This is a genomic window from Actinomadura verrucosospora (assembly GCF_039540335.1).
Classification (GTDB): domain Bacteria; phylum Actinomycetota; class Actinomycetes; order Streptosporangiales; family Streptosporangiaceae; genus Spirillospora; species Spirillospora verrucosospora.
Map to the genome: position 1 here is coordinate 18,071 of NZ_BAABEV010000035.1, position 19,559 is coordinate 37,629.

The following is a 19,559-nucleotide window of genomic DNA, read 5'->3' on the forward strand; positions in this document are numbered from 1 at the left end:
CGTTCGCCCGGACCTAGGCCTCGACGCCCGCCGCGCGCAGCCGCGCCCGGGCGCGCCGCTCCGGCGTCGTGTCCTCGCCCTCGGCGGACAGGGCCTCGTCGAGCGCCCGCTTGGCCTCGTCGACGTCGATCTCCTCGGCCCGCTGGACCTGCTCGGCCAGCACCGACACCTCGTTGGCGGCGACGGAGAAGAACCCGCTGCCGACCGCCGCCAGGACCGGCGCACCGCCGTCCGCGGGCTCGATCTTCACCACGCTGCCGTCGAGGAGGACGCCCAGCACCGGGGCGTGCCCCGGCAGGATGCCGAGCGAGCCCTCGATCGTCTGCGCGACCACCATCTTGGCCTCGCCGGACCAGACCTCGCGCTCCGGCGAGACCAGCCCGACCTTCAGGGTTGCCACGTCTTTCCCTCCGACTACTGGAGCGGATCCGGCGGGCCGGCCCGGGCGCGGAGCCCGGGCGCGGCCCGCCGGAGCGGACTACTTCTCCAGCTCCTTGGCCTTCTTCTCGACATCCTCGATGCCGCCGCACATGAAGAACGCCTGCTCGGGGAGATGGTCGTACTTGCCCTCCGCGAGCGCCTTGAACGAGGAGATCGTCTCGTCCTTCGGCACCGTCTCACCGGGCTGGCCGGTGAACTGCTCGGCCACGTACATCGGGTGCGACAGGAAGCGCTCGATGCGCCGCGCCCGCTGGACGGTGACCTTGTCCTCCTCGGAGAGCTCGTCGATGCCGAGGATCGCGATGATGTCCTGCAGCTCCTTGTACTTCTGCAGGATCCGGATCACTTCCTGGGCGACCTCGTAGTGCTCGTTCCCCAGGATCTGCGGGTCCATGATCCGCGAGGTGGAGTCGAGCGGGTCCACCGCCGGGAAGATGCCCTTCTCGGAGATGCTCCGCGACAGCGTCGTGGTGGCGTCCAGGTGCGCGAACGTGGTGTGCGGCGCCGGGTCGGTGATGTCGTCGGCGGGAACGTAGATCGCCTGCATCGAGGTGATCGAGTTACCGCGCGTCGACGTGATCCGCTCCTGGAGCACGCCCATCTCGTCGGCCAGCGTCGGCTGGTACCCCACCGCGGACGGCATGCGCCCGAGCAGCGTGGAGACCTCCGAACCGGCCTGCGTGAACCGGAAGATGTTGTCGATGAACAGCAGCACGTCCTGGTTCTGCACGTCGCGGAAGTACTCCGCCATCGTCAGCGCGGACAGCGCCACCCGCAGCCGGGTGCCCGGCGGCTCGTCCATCTGGCCGAACACCATCGCGGTGTCCTTGAGGACGTCCGCCTCGTCCATCTCCACCCAGAGGTCGTTGCCCTCACGGGTGCGCTCGCCCACGCCGGCGAACACCGAGGTGCCGCCGAAGTTGCGGGCGACGCGGCGGATCATCTCCTGGATGAGGACGGTCTTGCCCACACCCGCGCCGCCGAACAGACCGATCTTGCCGCCCTTGACGTACGGGCACAGGAGGTCGATGACCTTGATGCCGGTCTCCAGCATCTCGGTCTTGGACTCCAGCTGGTCGAACGGCGGAGCGCTGCGGTGGATGCCCCAGCGCTCGTTGACCTCCAGCGAGGCGGTCGGGACGTCCAGCGCGTCGCCGAGGGCGTTCCACACGTGGCCCTTGGTGATGTCGCCGACCGGAACCATGATCGACTCGCCCGAGTCGAACACCGGAGCGCCGCGGACGAGGCCGTCCGTCGGCTGCATCGAGATCGCCCTGACCATGTTGTCGCCGAGGTGCTGCGCGACCTCGAACGTCAGGGTCTTCTCCTCGCCGCCCAGGGTGACCTGGGCGTTGAGGGCGTTGTAGATCTCCGGAATGGCGTCGGCGGGGAACTCCACGTCGACGACCGGGCCGATGACACGGGCGACGCGCCCGGTCGCGGTCGCCGTCTCTACCTGAGCAGTCATACCCTTCTCACTCCCCGCCAGAATCGGCGAGCGCGTCAGCGCCACCGACGATCTCGCTGATTTCCTGGGTGATCGCCGCCTGCCGCGCCTGGTTCATCTGGCGCGTGTAGACCCCGATCAGTTCGTTGGCATTGTCGGTCGCCGACTTCATGGCCCGCCGGACCGACGCCTGGAAGGACGCGGCCGACTGCAGCAGCATGTGGAAGATGCGGCTCTCGATGTAGTTCGGCAGGAGCAGGTCGAGCGCGGCCTGGGCGGACGGCTCGAACTCGTACGCCGGCGGGACCTTGGCGGCCTCGGTCTCCGAGGTCTCCTCGATCTCCAGCGGCATCAGCCGGGTGACCCGGACGGTCTGGGTCAGCATCGAGACGAACTCGGTGTAGACCACGTGGATCTCCCCGACCCCGCCCTCGGCGTCGGTCTTGAGGAAGTCCTCGGCCAGCCGCCGCCCGATCCCCTCGGCGTTGCCGAAGTTCGGGCGGTCGCTGAACCCCTTCCAGGACTCGGCGAGGTCCCGGCCCCGGAACCGGTACCAGGTGATGCCCTTGTTGCCGACGACGTAGGGGACCGGCTCGCGGCCCTCGTCCCGCAGCGCCTTGATCAGCGACTCCGCCTCGCGGATGACGTTGGCGTTGTAGGCGCCGCAGAACCCGCGGTCGCTCGTGATGATCAGCACGGCGCTGCGGTTGTCGGCCGGCTGCTCCTCCAGCAGCGGGTGGTCGATCCCGACGTTGTGACTCACCAGCGCGGTCAGGGCCTGCGTGATCTGGTCGGCGTACGGCTTGGAGGCCGCCACCGCCTGCTGGGCCTTGACGATCCGCGACGTGGCGATCATCTCCTGGGCACGAGTGATCTTGGCGGTCGACTTGACCGTCTTGATCTTCTGCCGGAGTTGACGAAGCTGTGCGGCCATGGCCGTCAGCCCTTCTTGACGCGGGTGATCGTCTCCTGCTTGACGTCCTCGTCGTCGATCGCCTCGACGGGCTCCTCAGCGAGCAGCTCGCCCTCGCTGGTCTGGAAGCCCTTCTTGAACTCCGTGATGGTGTTCTTGAGGCTGGTGAGGCCGTCGTCGGACAGCTTGCCGGTCTCGCGGATGGAGGTCAGCAGGCCGCCCTCCTCACGCTCGACGTAGTCGAGGAACTCGCGCTCGAAGCGGCGGACGTCGGCCACCGGGACGTCGTCCAGCGCGCCGGAGGTGCCCGCCCACACGGACACGACCTCCTGCTCGACCGGGAACGGGCTGCCCTGCGGCTGCTTCAGCAGCTCGACCAGCCGGGCGCCGCGCTCCAGCTGGGCGCGCGAGGCGGCGTCCAGGTCGGACGCGAAGGCGGCGAACGCCTCCAGGTCGCGGAACTGCGACAGCGCCAGGCGCAGCGTGCCGGCGACCGTCTTCATCGCCTTGATCTGCGCGTCGCCGCCGACCCGGGAGACCGAGATGCCGACGTTGATCGCCGGCCGGACGCCCTGGTTGAACAGGTCCGTCTCCAGGAAGCACTGCCCGTCGGTGATCGAGATGACGTTCGTCGGGATGTAGGCCGACACGTCACTGCCCTTGGTCTCGATGATCGGCAGACCCGTCATCGAGCCGCCGCCCATGTCGTCCGACAGCTTCGCGCAGCGCTCCAGCAGGCGCGAGTGCAGGTAGAACACGTCACCGGGGTAGGCCTCGCGGCCCGGCGGGCGGCGCAGCAGCAGCGACACCGCGCGGTAGGCCTCGGCCTGCTTCGACAGGTCGTCGAAGATGATCAGGACGTGCTTGCCCTGGTACATCCAGTGCTGGCCGATCGCGGACCCGGTGTAGGGGGCGATGTACTTGTAGCCCGCCGGGTCGGACGCGGGAGCAGCCACGATCGTGGTGTACTCCAGCGCGCCGGCCTCCTCCAGGGAGCGGCGGACGTTGGCGATCGTGGAGCCCTTCTGGCCGATCGCGACGTAGATGCAGCGGACCTGCTTCTTCTCGTCGCCGGACTCCCAGTTCTCCTTCTGGTTGATGATCGTGTCCACGCAGACCGTCGTCTTGCCGGTCTGCCGGTCACCGATGATCAGCTGCCGCTGGCCGCGGCCGATCGGCGTCATCGCGTCGATGGCCTTGATGCCGGTCTGCAGCGGCTCGCTCACCGACTGCCGCTGCACGACCGTGGGGGCCTGCAGTTCGAGCGCGCGGCGCTCGGTCGTCTCGATCGGGCCCTTGCCGTCCAGCGGGTTGCCCAGCGCGTCCACGACGCGGCCGAGGAAGCCGTCGCCGACGGGGACCGAGAGGACCTCGCCGGTCCGGCGGACCTTCTGGCCCTCTTCGATCTTGCTGAAGTCGCCAAGGACAACGGCGCCGATCTCACGCACGTCCAGGTTCAGAGCCAGGCCACGGGTACCGTCCTCGAACTCAAGGAGTTCGTTCGCCATCGCGGAGGGCAGGCCCTCGACGTGGGCGATACCGTCGCCGGAATCGACGACGGTGCCGACCTCTTCGCGCGCGGCGGCCTCGGGCTCGTACGACTGGACGAAGCGCTCCAGCGCGTTCCGGATCTCGTCCGGACGGATCGTCAGCTCCGCCATGATTCCTCTCTTGCTCCCTATGGGGTCAGCTAGCCGGCGGGTCAGCCGGTGCCGAGCCGCCGGCGGACGTCGTCCAGCCGTCCGGCGATCGTGCCGTCGATGATCTCGTCCCCGATCTGGACCGAAAGGCCGCCGATCGCGGTGGGGTCGATCTCGATGTTCAGATGTACTTCGTGGCCGTAGGCGGCGGCGAGCACCGCGGCGAGCCGGGTCCGCTGCGCCGCCGACAACGGCGCCGGCGAGCGGACCAGGGCGACCAGCCGCTGCCTGCGCTGGGCGACCAGCTTGCCGTAGTCGGCGAGCCCGGTTTCCAGGCTACGTCCTCGCGGACGCAGCACGAGTTCCGTGAGCAGCGCCAGTGTCGCGTCGGTGACCTTGCCGTCCACCAGCGCGTTGACCAGCCCGGTCTTGCGCTCGGCCGGCAGGCCGGGGTCGGCCAGGGCGCCGCGCAGTTCCGGCTCCCCCTCGACGACCCGGGAGAACCGGAACAGCTCGTCCTCCAGGTCGTCGATGCGGCCGGCGGCCTCGGCGCGGGCCGCCTCGGCGGTGACCGCGAGGATCTCCAGCGCGTCCGACATCTCCGACGGCGTGGACCAGCGCAGCCGGGCGACGTCGGCGACCAGCCCGAGAGCGGCCGGCGACACCTTGCCCTCCAGCAGGATCTGGACGAGCTGCGCCTTCTCGGCCCCGTCGCGCGACGGGTCGGAGACCGCCCGCCGCACACCGTGCTCGCGGTCGATCAGGTGCAGCACCGCGAACAGGTCGCCGCCGAGCCGCGCCAGGTCGGCGGAGGGGATCACGGCCTCCAGCCGTTCCTTGGCCTCGGCCAGCGACGCCCTGCTCACCGCTCCCGTGATGGTCATGATGTGATCTGCTCCTGGGTGCGAGCGCGTTCCTCGAGCTCCTCGAGGAACCGGTCGACGACCCGGCTCTGCCGCGCGCTGTCCTCAAGGGACTCGCCCACGACGCGCCCGGCCAGCTCGACCGACATGGCCCCGATCTCGGCGCGCAGCGACTGCAGCGCCTGCTGCCGCTCGGCCTCGATCTGCGCCTTGGCGTTCTCGACGATGCGGCGCGCCTCGACCTGGGCCTGCTCCTTGGCCTGGGCGATGATCTGCGCGCCCTGCTCCTCGGCCTTGCGCCGCTCGTTCGACGCCTCGACCGCGGCCGCCTTCTGCTGGGCCTTGTACTGCTCGAGGACCTGCTGGGCCTCCTTCTGCGCCTGCTCGGCCCGCAGGAGGCCGCCCTCGATCGCCTCGGTCCGCTCCTCCAGCGTCTGCTGGATGCGCGGCGTCAGGATCTTGCCGAGGACGATCAGCACGACCAGGAACGAGAAGATGCCGACGACCAGCTCGAACGGGTGCGGAATGAGAGGGTTGTTCTCCTCCGCCGCCAGGACGGAAGCTGCTGTGATCATGTCTGCAGCCCTTCCTCAGGTTCGGACGGCTACTACTTGATGCCCTGGAAGATGAACGGCGCGACCAGGCCGATCAGGGCGAGCGCCTCGGTAAGGACGAAGCCCAGCAGCATGTTGGTGCGGATCACACCGGTCAGCTCGGGCTGGCGGGCGATCGCGTTCACGCCCTGGCCGAAGATGATGCCGACGCCGATGCCCGGGCCGATCGCCGCGAGGCCGTAACCGATCGAGGTGACGTTACCGCTGAGGGCAGCGAGGTCTCCCATGTTCTTTCCCTTTTCTGTCGGCCGGCGGAAGCTCCGCCGGTCTGGGCTTACGAGGTTGTCCGATGGGGTCCGCGGAGCCGGGGCGTCGCGTGCCCCGCGGGTCTTAGTGGTCCGCTTCCAGGCCGCTCGAGATGTACATGGCGGCCAGCATGGTGAACAGGAACGCCTGCAGGAACTGGATCAGCAGCTCCAGCGCCGTCATGGCGATCGTGACGATCACACCGATGATGCCGACGCCGAACCCGGCGACCGTGGGCTTCTCGAAGAGGAACCAGAAGCCGACCAGGCTGAAGAACGCCAGGATCGTGTGGCCCGCGAACATGTTGGCGAAGAGCCGGACCGCGTGGGTGAAGGGGGCCAGGACGAAGGTCGAGAGGTACTCGATCGGCACCAGCAGGAAGTAGACCGGCAGCGGGAGGCCACTGGGGATCATGTTCGAGAAGTACCGGATGCCCTGGTGCCGCAGCCCGAGGTAGATCTTGATGATGTAGACGAAGAGCGCCAGGACGATCGGGAACGCGATGTGCGAGGCGATCGGGAACTGGATGATCGGGACCACCGCGAAGATGTTCCAGACCCAGATCAGGAAGAACATCGACATCAGCATCGGCATCCACCGGTCGGTGTTCTTGCCGAGGAACGGGCGGGCGATCTCGTCCCGCACGAACATGTAGCCGACCTCGCCGAGGTTCTGCACGCCCCGCGGCACGAGCTTCGGCTTGGCGAAGGCGCTCCAGAAGAAGACGCAGATCACCAGCGACCCGACGACCGCGAAGACGACCGGCTTGGTGAGCCACGCGGGGCCGCCGGCGAACAGGGGCGGGAAGTCGAACAGCTCCGGTCCGGGGGCCTGGAACTCTTCTCCGCCGGAGGCGAGGACCGTCAGCGCGTTCACGCGGCGTTCCCTTCATCAATGTGGTGATGTTTCACGAAGGCTTCCTCGGCGGCGGGGCCGCTCAGGAGGAGTGGCGACCGAACTTCACGTAGACCAGGTAGACGGCGAGCACGACGCCGATGACCAGGCCGATCGGGACCAGCCAGGTCTGGTGCGTCCATTTGGACAGCAGCCACCCGAGACCGCCCCAGATGAGCATCCCGGAAAGGAGGTAGCTGGGCACGGACCAGGCGGCGTCGGCGAATTCCCGCTGGCCGTCTTCCGGCCGGCGTTTCTGCTCGCTCATCGCGCTCCGGACGATAGCAGGCCATGCCTGCGGTGGTCATATTGGAGTAGTCCGTCATGGTGGCCGGTACCGTCCGCGAGCGCTTCATCACGGACTCCGGTCCAGCACGTTCTCGGGGTCGTCAATGTAGGGCCTCCGCTGCAGGACGACGCGGAACTCGGCTCCGATCCACAGCAGCGCGAGCCCGATGACCGTCCAGCCGAAGACCTGGGTGTTGAAGATCGACACGCCGTCGATGGCCGTGACCAGCACCATCACCGCGAGGATCTTCACCGCGTAGCTGGCGAGGGCGGCCAGCATCATCGTCTGGGCCGAGAGGCGGGAGGCCCAGGAGACCACCAGCGCGCTCACCGAGAAGAAGGCGATCACCACGACGGAGGCCAGCGCCGCCGCGAGGGCGCCCTGGGCGCCCGCGGTCAGCAGGCCGATCACTACGGCACCCACCCCGACGACCGACGTCGGGATCGCGGCGCCGCGGAGCATCCGGGCGTCGGAGGTATGCATGAGGGCTCCGGCTGGTCACGTTCAGTGGTCGTCTCTTGTTCGTGAAAGGTATCACAAGCGTCCGGAATGTCCACAATTACCCTAGAGGTAATGCGATCCGGCGTGCGCGGCGCTACCGCGCGCGACACCCGCACGAGGGACTGTAGCCGAGCCCGCCCGGTGCCCACGCCCGTTCGGGGCCCGCGGAGCGGTCGGCGCCGCTCCCGCCCGAAGGCGTCCCGGCGCAGGTCAGACGGGCATCGAGGGGCGCTCGGCGGGCTGGTCGCCGGTGCCGGCGTCCGCGGCCTTCCCCCGGGCGGACCTGCGGCGACCGGGGATGCGGAGCATCAGCAGCACGCCCGCGACCGCCACCAGCAGGGTGACACCGAGGGTGATCCAGGCGGCGTCGAACAGCGCGAGGCCGACCAGCCCGGAGGCCAGCAGCCCGACCCAGAAATACATGATCAGCACGGCGCGGCGGGTGGAGTGGCCGAGCTCCAGCAGCCGGTGGTGCAGGTGCTGCTTGTCCGGGGCGAACGGGGAGCGGCCCTGGTTGGTGCGCCGCCACACCGCGAGCAGCATGTCCATGAACGGGACCGCCGCCACCGCCGGGATGAGCAGCACCGGGACGAAGAACGGGAAGAGCCCGTTGGCGAGGACGGCCGCGTCGAACTGCCCGGTCAGCATGATCGTGGAGGCGCTGAGCAGGAGCCCGATCAGCATCGAGCCGGTGTCGCCCATGAAGATCTTGGCCGGGCTGAAGTTGTGCGGCAGGAAGCCCGCGCACATGCCGAACAGGACCGCGGCGGTGAGGGTCGCGGCGGACAGCGTGGTGAGGCCGTGCGCCTTCGACAGCAGGTAGGCGTAGGAGAACAGCGCCAGCGCGGCGATCCCGACGACGCCGGCGGCGAGGCCGTCCAGCCCGTCGATGAAGTTGACCGCGTTGATCGTGGCGACGACGAGCAGGACGGTGAGCGGGACCCCGTAGGCGGGCGGCAGGGACAGCGAGTCGCCGGTGGGCAGCGGGATCACGTAGACCTGGATGCCCTGCATGATGAAGATCCCGGCGGCCGCGACCTGCCCGGCGAACTTGGTGAGCGCGTCCACCTCCCAGCGGTCGTCGGCGATGCCGATCAGCACGATCAGCCCGCCCGACAGCAGGAGCGCCTTGCTGACGCTGATCCCGCCGTCGCCGAGGACCTTGCGCATCTCGGGCAGGCCGGTGGAGACCACCAGCGCCGCCACCATCCCGCCGAACATCGCGAGGCCGCCCAGCCGGGGCGTCGGGATCACGTGCACGTCGCGGTCGCGCGGGACGGCCTGCGCCCCGAACCACACGGCGAACCTGCGCACCGACGGGGTCAGCAGGTAGGCGACGAGAGCGGCGACCAGGATCGTGAGCAGGTACTCCCGCACTCCCCTGCGCCTCCCTTCGCCGATCAACGATGCCTACGTGCCCCGTCCGGGGCTGAGTTCACCTAGGTAGACGACCCGCCGGAACGATCAGTTCACGTCGCGACCGACCAACTGTAGTCCTCCCGGACGGTCTTCCGCCGCAAATCGGGCACTACCGGTCCGCTGAACGCACATGATCCCGACTCCGACGATCACGAGCGCGAGGCCGGCGAGGCACCGGTCGCCCAGCGAGAACGCCCACGGGCCGCTCGCCGCGACGTCGTCCCCCGCGTCGGCGACGACGAGCAGCGCCCCGGCGGCCGCCAGGCCGGCGCCGGTCCCCCGCCGCGGCGCCGGACGGCGCGCGAGCAGGGGCACGGCGGCGAGCGCGAGGGCCAGCACGGCGGTGCCCGTCCAGTGGCCCGTCCATCGCGGCGGGACGTACCGGGGCGGCGGGACGGCGATCGCGCGCTTGGGCAGCCGGACCCGGATCCGCATCCCCTCGTGCGGGGCGAGCGCGTTCTGGACGAAGTCGATCGCGTACGGGCCGTCGCGGTCGCGCAGGCACCGGGTCGTCGCCCCGGTCGCGCCCGCCCGGCAGGTCGCGTGCCGCAGCGGCACCGGCGCCTGCACCCGGACCGCCGCGTTCCCGATGGGGACGTCCCAGCTCGTCCCGATGGCGTCCCACAGCAGGTCGTCGTGGTCGGCGCGGGGGGTGAACGCGCGGCGCACCTCGTACTCGATCACGTAGGCCTGGCGGCCGCGGACCTCGCGGTGCCGGTCGCCGACGCTGATCCGCACGTCGCGCAGGAACCGGGTCGTGCGGACGCGGGCCGGGGCGCCGGTGGAGGAGCTGCTGCTGACGTTGCGGACCTCGTAGAGGCGGTCGCCGCGGCGGAACGGCACGTGCCGGACGATCCCGTGCTCCCCCGCCTGGTCGAAGTCGTAGGTGATCGTCTCCCGGACGTACAGCACGCCGTCGGTGCCGATGGTGAGGACGACGTCGTAGGCCGGGATGCTCTCGCCGCGGTAGGCCGGCTCGGGGGGCGGCGCGACGCCCGAGGACCCGGGCGCGGGCTCGGCGCCGGCCGGCCGGCCGGCGCAGGCGGGCAGGCCGAGCACGAGGAACAGCAGCAGCACCCCCGCGATGGTCGCGGAGCGCCGGACACGGCCACGCACGTCGGGCATGTTTCCACCGTTGCCATGATCGTGGCGGCGTAACGCGGTCGATGCGGCCGACCGGTAAGCCCTTTGCCCCTCGCGCGGACGCTCGGGGGCGTCTTGGACGCCTCCGGCGCCGGATCGGTTCGCCGGACGGCCGGATCCGTCCTGCCCCGGTCAAATGGACGTCCCTACAGAAAACCGCTGGTAAGGGGCTGCTAGGTTATCGCTCGCTAACCCCCCCAATCCGAACACGGAGGGACCTATGCGGCGAATCGCTGCAGTCGCCCTGACCGCCGGCACGCTGATGGCCGGCATGGCCGCCGTCGGAGCCCCCGCCGAAGCCGCCACCGGCAGCTGGAAGCCCTACAACTCCTACAGCCACGTGGCCGCATGGGGCTCCTACACCCGCAGCGGCGGCAGCACCGCCGTCACGGGCTACCTCGCCGACGACAAGAAGAACGGCTGGACCTCCTGCGTCCGCTTCAAGTTCACCGAGGGCTCCAAGGTGTACTGGTCACGCTTCAAGATCATCGGCGTGGCGCCCGACGGCACCAAGTACAACTTCGACGGCAAGGCCACCGTCAAGATCAGCGTGAAGTCGTCCTACGGCAGCCACATGTGGGTGCAGGAGTGCGGCCGGAACAAGAAGACCGGCAAGTACTACTACGGCAAGGGCAAGAAGATCTTCTGATCCCCTCCCCCTTCCGCCTGACGACACAGGCCCCGCCCGGCCCGGCGGGGCCTTCGCGCTTTCCCGGCCCCCTGTCGGCCCGGCTCACCAGTCCAGGTCGTAGAAGTCCCCGCCCACCTTGATCCGCGAGATCCCGTCCGGCTTTCCGAGATCGACCAGCCCGTAGCCGGTCACCAGGAACCTTCCGGTGGCGTCGCCCTTCATGGCGGGGTCGCCCGCGAACGAAGCGCTCCGGCGCCGGGTCGACCGCAGGACGCGGCCGTCGCCCGCCGACACCTCCAGAACCTCGAACCCGGCGTCGGCGGTCACCTTCGGGGCGTCGCCCCCGCCGGCGGAGACCGACCCCGCCGCGCCCTCGATCACGAAGACGCGCCGACCGTCCGGAGCGGCCGCGACTCCCTCGAATATCCGCGGCGAGGTCACGGCGCGGACGGGGCGGGCCGTGGACGGCGGGGCGCCGTCCCCTCCCAGCGGCAGGAAACGGATTTCCTGCACGGTCTTTTCCGGCCCCCTGTACCAGGAGCGCACGAAGAACAGCCGGTCCCCGGATCCGTCCCAGGAAAGCCGGTCGGCCAGCGCCACCCGCGATTCCCGCCATTCATGCCGGTCTCCGGTCGCCGAATTCACTATCGCGATTCTGGCGTTCGAGGCGATCCGCGTGATCGGCGGGTCGCCGCAGTCGACCAGGCCGTAGGCCAGCCGGCGGCCGTCGGGGGTGACCGCGAGAGATCCCTGCCCCGCAGGCTCCCCGGAAACGGCCGAACCGCCCACCTCCGTACTCCGGACGATCTTTCCCGACCCGTTGATCGAGAACTTCTCGACCCTCGTCACGCACCTCGTTCTCGCTCGTTTCAGAACGAAGAGCGTCCGCCCGTCGCCGGTGGCGGCGATGCTCAGGAAATTCGTTCCCGCGGGGGCGGATCTCGTGTCCAGGAGGCGGCCGGTGCGGGATTCGCGTACCTCGACGCGGGAGAGCTCCCCGCCTCCGGCCAGGTAGCTGGCGAAGTAGAAGCGGGGCATCGTGGGGACCTTCTGGAGGCGCCGGTCGGGCTCCATCATCTTGCGGACGCCGACGATCCCCGCGGCCAGGGCGAGGACGGCCAGCACCGCGCAGACCGGGACGGCCCACCGCCGCACCGGGGCGCCCCGCCGCGGCCTGCGCTCGGGAAAGGGACGCGGCTTGTCCGCGTCCACCCTGCCGGCCGAAGCGTGCAGGGCGTCCCGCAGGCGGTCCTCAAGCCCGCTCATCGCACCTCCTCCCCCAGTTCGCGGGCCAGCGCGGCGAGCGCCCTGGCCATCGTGGACCGCACCGTGGCGGGCCGGATGCCCATGGCCGCGGAGACCTCGTCGTCGCTCAGATCGAGGTAGTAGCGCAGCACCACGGCCTCGCGCTGGCGGCGCGGCAGCCTCTGGAGGGCCCGCATGACCGCCCGGCGGTCCTCGCCGAGCATCGCCGCCGACTCGGCCGACCAGACCGGCGGCTCGTGGGGCTCGGTGTGCCGCCGCATCATCCTGCGGCGGCGCAGGACCATGCGGCAGCCGTTCAGCACCGCCGCGCGGACGTAGGCCAGCAGCTTGCCCTCGCCGTCCAGCCGGGGGGACCTGTCCTGCATGCGCAGGAAGACGTCCTGCACCACGTCCTCGGCGGTGGCCTCGTCCCCGACCAGCAGGACCGCCATCCGCACGAGGCGGAGCTGGTGCTCCTCGTACAGCGCGACGAGATCGCCGGTGCGGGGGATGACCACGGGGCGCGATCTTAACCGCGGCCGCCCGCGGGACGCCCGCGCACGACCCGCCCGCCGGACGGCCGGTTGAGGCCAGCGCCGCCGCCGGTCATGACACGAGCGTCCGGCCGTGCCGCTCCAGGAGCCTCCGGAACGCGGCGCTGGGCTGGAGCCCCATCTCCTCGTCCAGCAGCCGCCGGTAGCGGGTGAACACCCGCCACGCGCTCACCTGGTCCTCCCGCACCAGGTGCGCGGCGGCCCTGATCCGGTGGGACGCCTCGGCCAGCCCGTCCACGCGCGCGGCCGCCTCCGCCAGGTCGATCGCACCGGTCGCGTCGCCGGCCGCCAGCGCGTGCTCGGCGAGCCGCTCCAGCGCGAGCAGCCGCAGCAGGTTCCACCGGTCCCGCGCGGCCCACACGTCCTCTTCCGGCCAGCAGGGCAGCAGCTCGCCGCCGAGCAGCCGCACCTCGTCCGGCTCCGCGGCCGTGACCGATCCCCCGGCCACCAGCCGCGCTAACCGCTCGCCCCGGCGCAGGTCGACGTCGACGTGGTCCGCGAGCGCGACATGGGACGGGGTCACGGCGAGCAGCCGCGCCCCGGTGTCCCGCCGGACGCGCCACAGCGACTGCCGCAGCCGCTTCGCCGCCTCGGCGGCGCCCGCGTCCGGCCACAGCCGCCCCTGCAGCGACTCCCTGCCCAGCCCGCCCGGCTCCAGCGCCACCGTGACGATCAGACGGCGGGGCGCCGGGGCGAGCCGGACGTCCCGTCCGTCCACCCGGCACCGGAAGAAGGAGAGGAGCCCGAGCCCGGCGTCCTCCGCGGGGACGGCACTTTGATCACCATGCATGCACGGTTGATGCACGCGCCCCGCCGCTCGCTGCTTCCTCGGCCGAAAATTTCTACAGATTCCGCACAGGGATGTCAGAAGCCCTGGTCATGCGTCCGGCGCACCGGCCGTCCGTCCCCCGGACACGGGAGCGTCCGGCCGCGCCGCGCCCAGGGCCGGAGACGTCCGGCGGACCCGCGCCTTAGGGTCGGCGTGTGCGCACGGACGAGAGCCTCGGGCGGTGGCCCCGCACCGCCGACGTGGGCGTCCCGCTCGCCGTCGCGGGCGTCCAGCTCTCCGGCACCTGGTTCCTGGCCGAGGGCGGCGGGGAGCCGCTCGGCGGCGCCCGCTGGCCTCTGGTCGCGGGCTCGATCGTCCTGGCGGCCGCGGCGCTGGTGTGGCGGCGCGTGGCGCCCGTGCCGGTGCTCGCCGCCGCGATCTCGCTGAGCGCATCGGCGATCGTCGCCGCGGGCACGGCGGACACCGCCGTCAGCGGGCTCGCCGACGGCGTCGCCCTGTACTCGGTGGCGGTGCACAGGGAACGCCGGGACGCGGTCCTCGGATGCCTGGCCGCCTACGCCGTCGCCTTCGCGGTCTACCTCCCGTACGCGCGAGGACCGGGCGATCTCTTCTCCAACGAGTTCCTGGACGGCGTCCTCTACCTGGGCATCGCCGCGTTCGGCCAGCTCCGCCGTCAGCGCGAGGTGGCGCGGAGCGGCCTGCGGGCGCGGCTGGCCGACATCGAGAGCGAGAGCCGCGCGGCGGCCGAGGCGGAGCGCGAGCGCCTGGCCAGGGAAGTCCATGACATCGCCGGCCACCATCTGAGCGCCGTCGCCGTCCACACGGGGGCGGCGGCCCGCCGAGCCGACTCCGAACTGGTGGCCCAGGCCCTCGCCGTCGCGGCCGAGACAGGCCGCGAGGTGCTGAGGTCGCTGAGCGGGCTGGTGGACGTCGTGGCCCCTCGGGAGGGCCACGGCGGCCTGAAAGAACTGCTGCCTCCCCTGTGCCAGGGCCTGAACCGGCTGGGCATCCCGGTGTCCCTGCGGGTGGAGGGGCGGGCTCGCAGGCTCCCCGCCGAGCTGACGACGACCGCCTACCGGATAGTCCAGGAGTCGCTCACCAACGCCATGCGCTATTCGGCGGGCGCCGAGGTGCGGGTCTCCGTCCGTTACGCGCCGCGCGCGGTGAGACTGACGATCGAGAACGACGCCGCTGCAACCCGCGCGGCCGTCCCCGCGCTGGGAGGGGGCAGAGGCATCCAGGGCATGCGAGAGCGGGCGGCCGGGCTCGGCGGCGTCCTCACGGCCGGCCCCACGGCGGCGGGCGGCTGGTCGGTCGCCGCGCACCTCCCGTCGGGTCCGCGCCACCGGCGGGGATGGCCGGAGATCCTCGACGGCGTGGCGGTCGCCTTCTGCGCGTTCCTGCCGCTCCTGGGCTTCGTGCCGCCGGATCCTCTGGTCACGGGGCGGCCCGGGGCGGAGCTCCTCCTGCTCGGCGTCGCGCTCACGCTCAGAGCCGTCCCGCTGTGGTGGAGGCGGCACGCGCCCCGCGCCGTGCTCGCGCTGATCGTCTCGGCGGACGCCGCCCTGGCCGTCGCCTGGGGACTGTGGTCACGGGACCTGCTCGGCCTCCTGGTCCTGGGAAGCGCCGCGGAACTGGTCGCCGTCTACTCGCTCGCCTGCTACAGGCCGGACGGGGCGCGCACCTGGCCCGCGGCGCTCGCCGCTCCCCTCCCCTGGGGGCTCGGCCTGGGCTTCCTGCTGGTCGCCGACCATGAGGTGGCGGCGGACGGCCCGACACCTGTCGCGTTCGCGTTCGGGCTGGTGACCGCCGTCGTGTGCACGGCGCCCCTCACGCTCGCGGCCTGGACGCTGGGCGTCACCACCGCGTCCAGGAGCCGCCGGTGGGGGGAGTCCGCGCTCGACGCCGTCTCCGCACGGGCGGGGGACGCCGTGCAGGCCGAACGCGACCGCGTCGCCGCGGGACTGAACGGGACCGTCCTGCACCACACCGTCAGGCTGGTGACGGTCGCCGAGGCGGGCCTGGGCGGTACGGACGGCGACGCGCACGAGGCCGTCGCCCGTGCGGCGGAGCTCGCGCGGGCCGCCCTCACGGAGATGCGCGCGCTACTGGACGCATGGGAGAGGACATGAGCATCCGGGTGCTGGTGGTGGACGACCAGGCCGTCGTCCGCGCGGGCTTCACCGCGATCATCAACGGCGAGCCGGACCTGGAGGTCGTGGGGCAGGCCGGGGACGGCGCCGAGGCGCTGCGCGCCGTCCCCCGGTGCCGCCCCGACGTGGTGCTGATGGACATCCGGATGCCCGGCGTCGACGGCCTGGCCGCCTCCCGGGAACTGGCCGCCACCGGGTCGCTCGCACGGGTGCTGGTGCTGACGACGTTCCACCGCGACGAGTACGTCTTCGGCGCGCTGCGCGCCGGGGCCTCGGGCTTCCTCCTCAAGGACTGCGACCCTCAGGAGCTCGTGGACGCCATCCGCACGGTCGCCGGCGGCGAGGCCCTGCTCGCCCCGGCCGTGACCCGCCGCCTCATCGACGCCTTCGTCACCGGCGCCATCAGCCCGCCGTCGGTCCCCGACGGCCGTCTGAAGGCGCTCACCCCCCGGGAACGCGACGTCCTCGTGCGGATGGCGAGCGGCCTCAGCAACACCGAGATCAGCGCCGCGCTGGGAATCGGCACCGCGACCGTGAAGACCCACGTCAACGCGATCCTCGGCAAGCTGCGGCTGCGGGACCGGGTGCAGGCCACGATCTTCGCCTACGACGCCGGCCTCGTCCGTCCGGGGGCCGCCCCTCCACCCGGGGGTTGAGGCGGCGGCCGACCGCCCGGCCGACCGCGGTCCGTCCCGCCGCAGGACGCGCGGGCGGCACGCGGCGCGCTTTCCTTGATCCATGACCTGCGAACACGACCGGCCGGACGGCGAGGCCACCACCGGAGAGAAGGCGGCCGTCCCCGCGCCGGACGAGGGACTCGACCCGGACGAGGGACTCGATGCGGCATGGATACTTCCGGCACTGCTCATCCTGGCGGCGAAGGGCGTCCGCGCCGGCGGCGAGGGCGGACCGTGGGACGTCCTGGCCATCGGGCTGGCGGCGTGCGCGGCGCTCGCCACCGTCGTCGTCTTCGTCAAGGCCGTCAGGCGGCGCGCCTACGAGACCATGACGACGATCGCGGTCGCGACGCTGTTCGTCGGGGCCGTCGCCTACGCCAGGGGCGACGTCCCCTGAGCGCCCGCCCGCGCGAGGAAGAGGCGAGAACTTCCAGGCCGGGTCCCCCACCTCGGAGGAGGACAAGTCGAAGACCTGGTGGAGACGCCGGGGAGACGTGCACGAGAAGCCGGGAAGACGCCGCGGAGACCCCCTCTTGTTGATCTGATCCCGCGGGCCAGGGCGGCTCGCGGCGGACACCCGTTCCGCCGGATCGATCTGGAGGAAACCTCCCATGAACAAGCAGCGGTTCGCCGCGAAGGCGGCGGGCGTCTCCCTGGCCGCGGTACTGGGCCTCGGGGTGGCGGGCCCCGCCTTCGGCGCCACGGCGGAGGCCGGCCGCACGGCCGCGCCCGTCACGGCGGTCCAGCAGCCCGCCCCGTCCCGGTTCAGCGCCGCCGACACCGCCGCGCTCCGGCAGATCGGCTTCTCCGGTCGCGAGATCCAGCAGCTCCAGCAGGACCTCGCGCGGAAGGGCGGCCTCAGCACCCTCCTGAAGATCCTCAAGAAGGCGGGCAAGCTCAAGTCGGCGATCAAGGCGGCGAAGAAGGGCTGGAAGGCCTTCAAGAAGTGGTACAGCAAGCTGCCGCGGCCCCTGCGGTGGGCCCTGAAGGCGGCCGGCTGGAGCACCAACGCCTGGGACCTCTACAAGCTGCTCCGCGGCTACTAGGAGCACCGGGGCCCCGAAGGGCGCACGGGGCCGGCTCCTCCACGGGAGCCGGCCCCGTGCCAGCGGGGCGGCGGCATCACCCGAACCGATCTCTGGGGACATCATCGTGACCAAGACGCGCGAGCCCGTGCCGGAAGCCGCATGGGTGTTGACCTTCATTCCCGCGGCGGCGTCGTCGCTCGTCCGGACCCTGCTCGACGGCGATCCGGCGACGTACACGGCCGACGCGCTGCTCTGCGTGGCCGCTCCGGCGGCGCTCGTCCTGCTGGTCCGCTCCGCAAGGTCCGGCGCGGGGTCGTGGTCGTGGGCCCTGATCACTCTGGCCTCGGTGGCCCTCGGGCTGGCGACCGCCCTCAGGTGACCCGGAGGAAGGCACGACAGTGATCAGAATCGAAGAACTGACCAAGCGCTACGGACGCCGCACGGTGGTCGACCACCTGTCCTTCACGGTGCGCCCGGGGGTGGTGACCGGCTTCCTCGGCCCGAACGGCGCGGGCAAGTCCACGACGATGCGCATGATCGTCGGGCTCGCCAGGCCCGCGTCGGGCCGGGTGCTGATCGACGGGCGGCGCTACCACGACCTGCCGAACCCCTCCGGAACGGTCGGCGCGCTCCTCGACGCCGGCTGGGTGCGCCCGCATCTCACGGCCCGGAGCCATCTGCGCTGGACGGCGTGCCTGACGGGGGCGGAGCCCGGCCGCGTCGACGAACTCCTGGAGACGGTCGGGCTGGCCGGCGTGGCGGGCAGACGGGTCGGCGGCTTCTCACTCGGCATGCGCCAGCGCCTGGGCATCGCCGCGGCACTCCTGGGAAGGCCCAGGGCGCTTCTGCTGGACGAGCCGATGAACGGCCTCGACCCCGAGGGCATCCGCTGGATGCGGCACCTGCTCCGGCGGGCCGCCGGCGAGGGCTGCGCCGTCCTGGTCTCCAGCCACCTGCTCGCCGAGATGGCCCTGACCGCCGACGACGTCGTCGTGATCGGCGCCGGCCGGCTCATCACGCAGGCCCCCATGCGGGCGTTCGTCGAGCAGGCGGCCGGCGCCGCCGTGATCGTCCGGACCCCGGAGGCGCGGCGGCTCGCGGCCCTGCTCGGCCGGGCGGGCCTCGACGTCCGCCACGGACCCGACGGCGATCTCCGGGTGCACGGCGGCACCGCCGCCCAAGTGGGCGGGATCGCCGCGGCGCACGGCCTCGAACTGCACGAACTGCGCACCGACCACGGCTCCCTGGAGGACGCTTTCATGGAGATGACCCGCGACGCCGTCGAGTACCAGGCGTCCTCCCCGGTCGACTGCGCGGGAGGGCGGCGATGACGGCGCTGCGCCGGGCGCTCGCCGCCGAGACGGTCCGGTTGTCCCGCAGCCGGTCCACGTGGTGGTGCCTCGGCACGGCCGCGGCCCTGGCGCTCGCCTCGGCGGTCCTCGCGGCCCGCGTCCCGGAGGAGGGAGGCGCCGTCACCGTCGTGGACGTCCTCGCCGGGCTGTCGTTCGGCGAGATGATCCTTCTCGTCCTCGCGGCCCTGTCCGTCACCGGCGAGTACAGGCACGGCACGATCCGCCTCGCCTGCCAGGCGGTGCCGCGACGCTGGCCCCTGACCGCGGCGAAGGCCCTCCTGCTGGCGGCGGCCGGCGCGACCGCGGCCGTCTTCCTGGCCTTCGCGAGCCTGCTGGTGGCGGCCCTCTGCGCGGCGGGGCCCGGTCCGAGCCTCGACACGGCGGCGGAATGGCGCCAGGTCCTGGGGACGGGCGTCCTCTGGGCCTTCACGGCCGTGGCCGGAGTCGCCGTGGGCGCTCTCGTCCGCAACGGAGCCGCCGCCGTCGGCGTCCTGCTCCTGTGGTCGCTGGCGGGAGAGAGCGCCGCCGGGATGCTGCCGCGCGTGGGAGGCGCCCTGGCCGGGTGGATGCCGTTCACCGCGGTCGGCGGACTCGTGGACCCGGACGCGGGGTCGCGCGTCCCCTACGGCGCGGCCGGGCAGGTGGCGTACGCGATCGTCGCCGGGCCGGCGCTGCTGGCCCTCGGCATGGTCGCCGGCCGCCGCAGGGACCCCTGACCG

At 71.9% G+C, this 19,559-nt stretch carries 23 protein-coding genes; 8 read left to right on the forward strand and 15 right to left on the reverse strand.

Features of this window, described 5'->3' with window-relative positions:
- Window positions 1-13 precede the first annotated feature (13 nt).
- The 12 genes from ABD944_RS30065 to ABD944_RS30120 form a co-directional block, all read right to left on the reverse strand.
- Window positions 14-400: a F0F1 ATP synthase subunit epsilon gene (locus ABD944_RS30065; protein ID WP_345182591.1), complete on the reverse strand. Its 387-nt coding sequence runs from the start codon at window positions 398-400 to the stop codon at window positions 14-16.
- A gap of 78 nt (window positions 401-478) precedes the next feature.
- On the reverse strand, window positions 479-1,909 hold the full coding sequence (gene atpD, locus ABD944_RS30070) for a F0F1 ATP synthase subunit beta (RefSeq protein ID WP_345182593.1): 1,431 nt from the start codon (window positions 1,907-1,909) through the stop codon (window positions 479-481).
- Window positions 1,910-1,916: 7 nt separating this feature from the next.
- Window positions 1,917-2,822 (reverse strand): F0F1 ATP synthase subunit gamma, encoded by a 906-nt coding sequence (locus ABD944_RS30075; protein WP_345182596.1) that lies wholly within the window; start codon window positions 2,820-2,822, stop codon window positions 1,917-1,919.
- A gap of 5 nt (window positions 2,823-2,827) precedes the next feature.
- Entirely contained in the window at window positions 2,828-4,462 is a 1,635-nt protein-coding gene (atpA, locus tag ABD944_RS30080) for a F0F1 ATP synthase subunit alpha (protein ID WP_345182598.1), read from the reverse strand.
- Window positions 4,463-4,503: 41 nt separating this feature from the next.
- A complete protein-coding gene (locus ABD944_RS30085; protein WP_345182600.1) occupies window positions 4,504-5,325 on the reverse strand; it encodes a F0F1 ATP synthase subunit delta in 822 nt (273 codons plus the stop codon).
- Window positions 5,322-5,879 (reverse strand): F0F1 ATP synthase subunit B, encoded by a 558-nt coding sequence (locus tag ABD944_RS30090; protein ID WP_345182602.1) that lies wholly within the window; start codon window positions 5,877-5,879, stop codon window positions 5,322-5,324. Before ABD944_RS30090 ends, ABD944_RS30085 begins: the two co-directional genes overlap by 4 nt.
- A 32-nt stretch (window positions 5,880-5,911) precedes the next feature.
- Window positions 5,912-6,145 (reverse strand): ATP synthase F0 subunit C, encoded by a 234-nt coding sequence (atpE, locus tag ABD944_RS30095; protein WP_089310093.1) that lies wholly within the window; start codon window positions 6,143-6,145, stop codon window positions 5,912-5,914.
- Between the two features lie 103 nt (window positions 6,146-6,248).
- The gene (gene atpB, locus ABD944_RS30100) at window positions 6,249-7,040 is read right to left on the reverse strand and encodes a F0F1 ATP synthase subunit A (RefSeq protein WP_345182604.1); all 792 of its coding nucleotides are present in this window, start codon (window positions 7,038-7,040) and stop codon (window positions 6,249-6,251) included.
- Window positions 7,041-7,101: 61 nt separating this feature from the next.
- Window positions 7,102-7,326, reverse strand: coding sequence for an AtpZ/AtpI family protein (locus ABD944_RS30105; RefSeq protein ID WP_185027641.1), 225 nt, complete (start codon window positions 7,324-7,326; stop codon window positions 7,102-7,104).
- Window positions 7,327-7,413: 87 nt separating this feature from the next.
- Window positions 7,414-7,830, reverse strand: a complete 417-nt coding sequence (locus ABD944_RS30110) for a Cg1360 family ATP-synthase-associated protein (RefSeq protein WP_345182606.1) — start codon at window positions 7,828-7,830, stop codon at window positions 7,414-7,416.
- Window positions 7,831-8,058: 228 nt separating this feature from the next.
- Window positions 8,059-9,225, reverse strand: a complete 1,167-nt coding sequence (locus tag ABD944_RS30115) for an MraY family glycosyltransferase (protein WP_345182608.1) — start codon at window positions 9,223-9,225, stop codon at window positions 8,059-8,061.
- An 87-nt stretch (window positions 9,226-9,312) separates the two neighbouring features.
- Entirely contained in the window at window positions 9,313-10,392 is a 1,080-nt protein-coding gene (locus ABD944_RS30120) for a DUF2207 domain-containing protein (RefSeq protein WP_345182609.1), read from the reverse strand.
- A gap of 238 nt (window positions 10,393-10,630) precedes the next feature.
- Between ABD944_RS30120 and ABD944_RS30125 the strand changes: the two genes are divergently transcribed.
- Window positions 10,631-11,059 carry a hypothetical protein gene (locus ABD944_RS30125; protein WP_345182611.1) on the forward strand — a complete coding sequence of 143 codons (429 nt, stop codon included), beginning with the start codon at window positions 10,631-10,633 and terminating at the stop codon, window positions 11,057-11,059.
- An 84-nt stretch (window positions 11,060-11,143) separates the two neighbouring features.
- Here the strand turns inward: ABD944_RS30125 and ABD944_RS30130 are convergent, their stop codons facing one another.
- The 3 genes from ABD944_RS30130 to ABD944_RS30140 form a co-directional block, all read right to left on the reverse strand.
- Window positions 11,144-12,307: a beta-propeller domain-containing protein gene (locus ABD944_RS30130; protein WP_345182612.1), complete on the reverse strand. Its 1,164-nt coding sequence runs from the start codon at window positions 12,305-12,307 to the stop codon at window positions 11,144-11,146.
- The gene (locus ABD944_RS30135; protein WP_345182613.1) at window positions 12,304-12,804 is read right to left on the reverse strand and encodes an RNA polymerase sigma factor; all 501 of its coding nucleotides are present in this window, start codon (window positions 12,802-12,804) and stop codon (window positions 12,304-12,306) included. The genes ABD944_RS30130 and ABD944_RS30135 overlap by 4 nt, the downstream gene beginning before the upstream one ends.
- Window positions 12,805-12,892: 88 nt before the next feature.
- Window positions 12,893-13,630 (reverse strand): AfsR/SARP family transcriptional regulator, encoded by a 738-nt coding sequence (locus tag ABD944_RS30140; RefSeq protein WP_345182614.1) that lies wholly within the window; start codon window positions 13,628-13,630, stop codon window positions 12,893-12,895.
- A 194-nt stretch (window positions 13,631-13,824) separates the two neighbouring features.
- Between ABD944_RS30140 and ABD944_RS30145 the strand changes: the two genes are divergently transcribed.
- The 7 genes from ABD944_RS30145 to ABD944_RS30175 all read left to right on the forward strand — a co-directional run bounded on the left by ABD944_RS30145 (window position 13,825) and on the right by ABD944_RS30175 (window position 19,556).
- A complete protein-coding gene (locus tag ABD944_RS30145; protein ID WP_345182615.1) occupies window positions 13,825-15,762 on the forward strand; it encodes a sensor histidine kinase in 1,938 nt (645 codons plus the stop codon).
- A complete protein-coding gene (locus ABD944_RS30150; protein WP_345182617.1) occupies window positions 15,759-16,439 on the forward strand; it encodes a response regulator in 681 nt (226 codons plus the stop codon). Before ABD944_RS30145 ends, ABD944_RS30150 begins: the two co-directional genes overlap by 4 nt.
- Before the next feature lie 82 nt (window positions 16,440-16,521).
- The gene (locus tag ABD944_RS30155; protein WP_345182618.1) at window positions 16,522-16,857 is read left to right on the forward strand and encodes a hypothetical protein; all 336 of its coding nucleotides are present in this window, start codon (window positions 16,522-16,524) and stop codon (window positions 16,855-16,857) included.
- A gap of 214 nt (window positions 16,858-17,071) precedes the next feature.
- On the forward strand, window positions 17,072-17,506 hold the full coding sequence (locus ABD944_RS30160) for a hypothetical protein (protein ID WP_345182619.1): 435 nt from the start codon (window positions 17,072-17,074) through the stop codon (window positions 17,504-17,506).
- A gap of 106 nt (window positions 17,507-17,612) precedes the next feature.
- Entirely contained in the window at window positions 17,613-17,867 is a 255-nt protein-coding gene (locus tag ABD944_RS30165; protein WP_345182620.1) for a hypothetical protein, read from the forward strand.
- Window positions 17,868-17,886: 19 nt separating this feature from the next.
- The gene (locus ABD944_RS30170) at window positions 17,887-18,819 is read left to right on the forward strand and encodes an ABC transporter ATP-binding protein (protein WP_345182621.1); all 933 of its coding nucleotides are present in this window, start codon (window positions 17,887-17,889) and stop codon (window positions 18,817-18,819) included.
- Window positions 18,816-19,556 carry a hypothetical protein gene (locus ABD944_RS30175; protein ID WP_345182622.1) on the forward strand — a complete coding sequence of 247 codons (741 nt, stop codon included), beginning with the start codon at window positions 18,816-18,818 and terminating at the stop codon, window positions 19,554-19,556. The genes ABD944_RS30170 and ABD944_RS30175 overlap by 4 nt, the downstream gene beginning before the upstream one ends.
- Window positions 19,557-19,559: the final 3 nt, after the last annotated feature.

What these genes read in the sequence shown, in the direction of transcription:
- atpD (WP_345182593.1), bottom strand. Translation starts at nt 1,909, where the DNA reads ATGACTGCTCAGGTAGAGACGGCGACCGCGACCGGGCGCGTCGCCCGT.
- ABD944_RS30075 (WP_345182596.1), bottom strand. Translation starts at nt 2,822, where the DNA reads ATGGCCGCACAGCTTCGTCAACTCCGGCAGAAGATCAAGACGGTCAAG.
- atpA (WP_345182598.1), bottom strand. Translation starts at nt 4,462, where the DNA reads ATGGCGGAGCTGACGATCCGTCCGGACGAGATCCGGAACGCGCTGGAG.
- ABD944_RS30085 (WP_345182600.1), bottom strand. Translation starts at nt 5,325, where the DNA reads ATGACCATCACGGGAGCGGTGAGCAGGGCGTCGCTGGCCGAGGCCAAG.
- ABD944_RS30090 (WP_345182602.1), bottom strand. Translation starts at nt 5,879, where the DNA reads ATGATCACAGCAGCTTCCGTCCTGGCGGCGGAGGAGAACAACCCTCTC.
- atpE (WP_089310093.1), bottom strand. Translation starts at nt 6,145, where the DNA reads ATGGGAGACCTCGCTGCCCTCAGCGGTAACGTCACCTCGATCGGTTAC.
- ABD944_RS30105 (WP_185027641.1), bottom strand. Translation starts at nt 7,326, where the DNA reads ATGAGCGAGCAGAAACGCCGGCCGGAAGACGGCCAGCGGGAATTCGCC.
- ABD944_RS30110 (WP_345182606.1), bottom strand. Translation starts at nt 7,830, where the DNA reads ATGCATACCTCCGACGCCCGGATGCTCCGCGGCGCCGCGATCCCGACG.
- ABD944_RS30120 (WP_345182609.1), bottom strand. Translation starts at nt 10,392, where the DNA reads ATGCCCGACGTGCGTGGCCGTGTCCGGCGCTCCGCGACCATCGCGGGG.
- ABD944_RS30125 (WP_345182611.1), top strand. Translation starts at nt 10,631, where the DNA reads ATGCGGCGAATCGCTGCAGTCGCCCTGACCGCCGGCACGCTGATGGCC.
- ABD944_RS30130 (WP_345182612.1), bottom strand. Translation starts at nt 12,307, where the DNA reads ATGAGCGGGCTTGAGGACCGCCTGCGGGACGCCCTGCACGCTTCGGCC.
- ABD944_RS30140 (WP_345182614.1), bottom strand. Translation starts at nt 13,630, where the DNA reads ATGCATGGTGATCAAAGTGCCGTCCCCGCGGAGGACGCCGGGCTCGGG.
- ABD944_RS30150 (WP_345182617.1), top strand. Translation starts at nt 15,759, where the DNA reads ATGAGCATCCGGGTGCTGGTGGTGGACGACCAGGCCGTCGTCCGCGCG.
- ABD944_RS30155 (WP_345182618.1), top strand. Translation starts at nt 16,522, where the DNA reads ATGACCTGCGAACACGACCGGCCGGACGGCGAGGCCACCACCGGAGAG.
- ABD944_RS30160 (WP_345182619.1), top strand. Translation starts at nt 17,072, where the DNA reads ATGAACAAGCAGCGGTTCGCCGCGAAGGCGGCGGGCGTCTCCCTGGCC.
- ABD944_RS30175 (WP_345182622.1), top strand. Translation starts at nt 18,816, where the DNA reads ATGACGGCGCTGCGCCGGGCGCTCGCCGCCGAGACGGTCCGGTTGTCC.